The following is a 2,774-nucleotide window of genomic DNA, read 5'->3' on the forward strand; positions in this document are numbered from 1 at the left end:
GGAGGATGTCGGCGCCATTGTCGCGGATGATCGCGAGTGGATCGACGACATTGCCGATCGATTTGGACATCTTGCGCCCCTGGCCGTCCATGGCGAAGCCGTGGGTGAGTACGCCCTTATAGGGCGCCTGGCCGCGCGTGCCGCTGCTCTCCAGCAGGGAAGAATGGAACCAGCCGCGATGCTGGTCCGAGCCTTCCAGATAGAGGTCGGCGCGCACGCCCTCGCCGTAGCGCGCCTCGATCACGTAGGCGTGGGTCGAGCCTGAATCGAACCAGACGTCGAGGATGTCCTCGACCTTCTCGTAACGGTCCGGGTCGTGGTTTCCGAGGAAGTCGGCAGCCGGCCGGGTGAACCAGGCGTCGGCGCCTTCCTTGGCGATCAGATCGACGATGCGGGCGTTGACCGCCTCGTCGTGCAGCGGGTGGCCGGTCTCCTTGTCGACGAACATGGCCATCGGCGAGCCCCAGGCGCGCTGGCGGCTCAGCAGCCAGTCGGGGCGGCTCTCGACCATGGCGCGGATGCGGTTGCGCCCGGCCTCGGGATGGAAGGCGGTGGCCTCGATGGCCTCGATGGCCGTCTCGCGCAGGGTGCGACCGTCCTTCAGGGGCTCGTCCATGCGGACGAACCACTGCGGGGTGTTGCGGAAGATCACCGGCGCCTTGGAACGCCAGGAGTGCGGATAGGAGTGCGCCAGGCGGCCGCGCGCCAGCAGCCGATCGGCCTCGATCAGCTTGTCCATCACCGCGCCGTTGGCGGGGCCGAACTTGCCGACCTTCTTGCCCTCGGTCTCCAGCACCTTCAGGCCGCCGAACAGGGCCACGTTCGGATAGTAGGCGCCGTCGGGATCGACAGTCTCGGGGATCTCGCGATGACCGTGGGCGAGCCAGACCAGATAGTCGTCGGCCCCGTGGCCGGGGGCGGTGTGGACAAAGCCGGTGCCCGCGTCGTCGGTGACGTGATCACCGTCCAGCAACGGGACCTGGAAGCTGTAGTGGGTGTCGAGCGCGGCCAGCGGATGCTCGCAGACCATGCCGGCGGGATCGAAGCTCTCCAGCCGGCGGGCCGAGGCGATCTTGGCGGCGCTGAAGACATCGGCGGCCAGCTTGTCGGCCAGGACCAGGCGGTCGCCCGGCTTGGCCCAGGGCTCGAACTCCAGGCCCGTCTCCATGGCCTCGACCTCGTAGACCCCGTAGGCGATCGCGCGGTTGTACGAGATCGCCCGGTTGGCGGGGATGGTCCAGGGGGTGGTGGTCCAGATGACCACGCAGGCCTGGTCGCCGTTCAGCGAGGACTCGACGCGGGCGGCTTCCTCCGCCGATCCCGCCGGCGAGGGCGCCTCGTTGTCGCCGTCGGTCAGGCCCTGATAGGGGGTGTAGTCGACCAGCGGGAACTTGACCCAGACCGTGGGCGAGATGTGATCGTGGTACTCGACCTCGGCGTCGGCGAGCGCGGTGCGCTCCACCGGGCTCCACATCACCGGCTTGGAGCCGCGATAGAGCTGGCCCGAGGCCACGAACTTGTGGAACTCCGCGACGATGGCCGCCTCGCTGCCATAGTCCATGGTGGCGTAGCGGTTTTCCCAGTCGCCCAGCACGCCCAGGCGCTTGAAGCCGCCCATCTGGACCTCGATCCAATGGGCGGCGTATTCGCGGCATCGCTTGCGGAACTCGGCCCGGGTGACATCATCCTTGCGCCGGCCCTGGCCGCGCAGCTCTTCCTCGATCTTCCACTCGATCGGCAGACCGTGGCAGTCCCAGCCAGGCACGTAGTCGACGTCGTAGCCCAGCGCGAACCGCGAGCGCACCACGAAGTCCTTCAGGGTCTTCTGCAGGGCGTGGCCGATATGGATCGCCCCGTTGGCGTAGGGCGGGCCGTCATGCAGCACGAACAGCGGCGCGCCGGCCTTCTGACGGGCCGCGCGGATAGCGTTGTAGAGATCGGCTTCCGCCCAGCGGGCGAGGATCTCGGGTTCCTTCTGGGGCAGGCCGCCGCGCATGGGGAACGGGGTGTCGGGGAGAAAGACGGTTTCGCGGTAATCGCGCGAAGGCGTGTCGGCGTCGTCGGCCATGGGATTTTCCAGCTTGGCTCGGAACTTAAAGGGGTGCGGGTGAAACCCGGCGCGCGCTGGATCGAACGTCCGGCGGCGTCACGCCGGGCGGAGAATTCGCGAGGTTTTCCGAACCGAAGTCATCGCCGGGGTCGTAGCAGAGGGCGGACCGAAACCCAAGGGGCCTAGAACTCGGGCAGCAGCAGGGCGCGAGCCTGGGCGGCGTCCTTCATGACCTGGGCGGTCATGGTCTCGAGGCCGTCGAACTTTTCTTCCGGCCGCAGGAAGGCGATCAGGTCGGTCTCGATGACCTGATCGTAGATGTCCTCGTCGAAGTCGAACAGCCAGACTTCCAGGCGCGGGGCGATCTCGCCCGCGATGGTGGGGTTGACCCCGATATTGGCGACGCCGGCGACTTCACGCCCGTCGGGCAGCCGGGTGCGGGTGGCGTAGACCCCGAGCCTGGGGATCACGTAGTCGGTCAGGGCTACATTGGCGGTGGGGAAGCCCAGGGTACGGCCGAGCTGGCGGCCACGCTCCACCATCCCTTCGATGGCGAAGGGCCGCCCGAGGATCGCCGCGGCGTCCTGGGGCCGGCCGTCACGCAGGGCCTCGCGCACGCCGGTCGAGGAGTACTTGGTCTCGCCCTCGCCCAGGGCCTCCGCGACCGAGACGGTGAAGCCCAGCTCGTCGCCATAAGCGGCCATCAGCTCGGGGCTGCCGGTGC

Annotated in this window: 2 protein-coding genes; both read right to left on the reverse strand. The window is 68.3% G+C overall.

Annotated features, from left to right (window positions below):
• Positions 1-2,068: isoleucine--tRNA ligase (gene ileS, locus RMO04_RS07060; protein WP_309644079.1), on the reverse strand; the 2,068-nt coding region annotated here is incomplete at its 3' end.
• Positions 2,069-2,232: 164 nt separating this feature from the next.
• Positions 2,233-2,774: riboflavin kinase (locus tag RMO04_RS07065; protein WP_309644080.1), on the reverse strand; the 542-nt coding region annotated here is incomplete at its 5' end.

The organism is Phenylobacterium sp., assembly GCF_031412415.1.
Classification (GTDB): domain Bacteria; phylum Pseudomonadota; class Alphaproteobacteria; order Caulobacterales; family Caulobacteraceae; genus Phenylobacterium.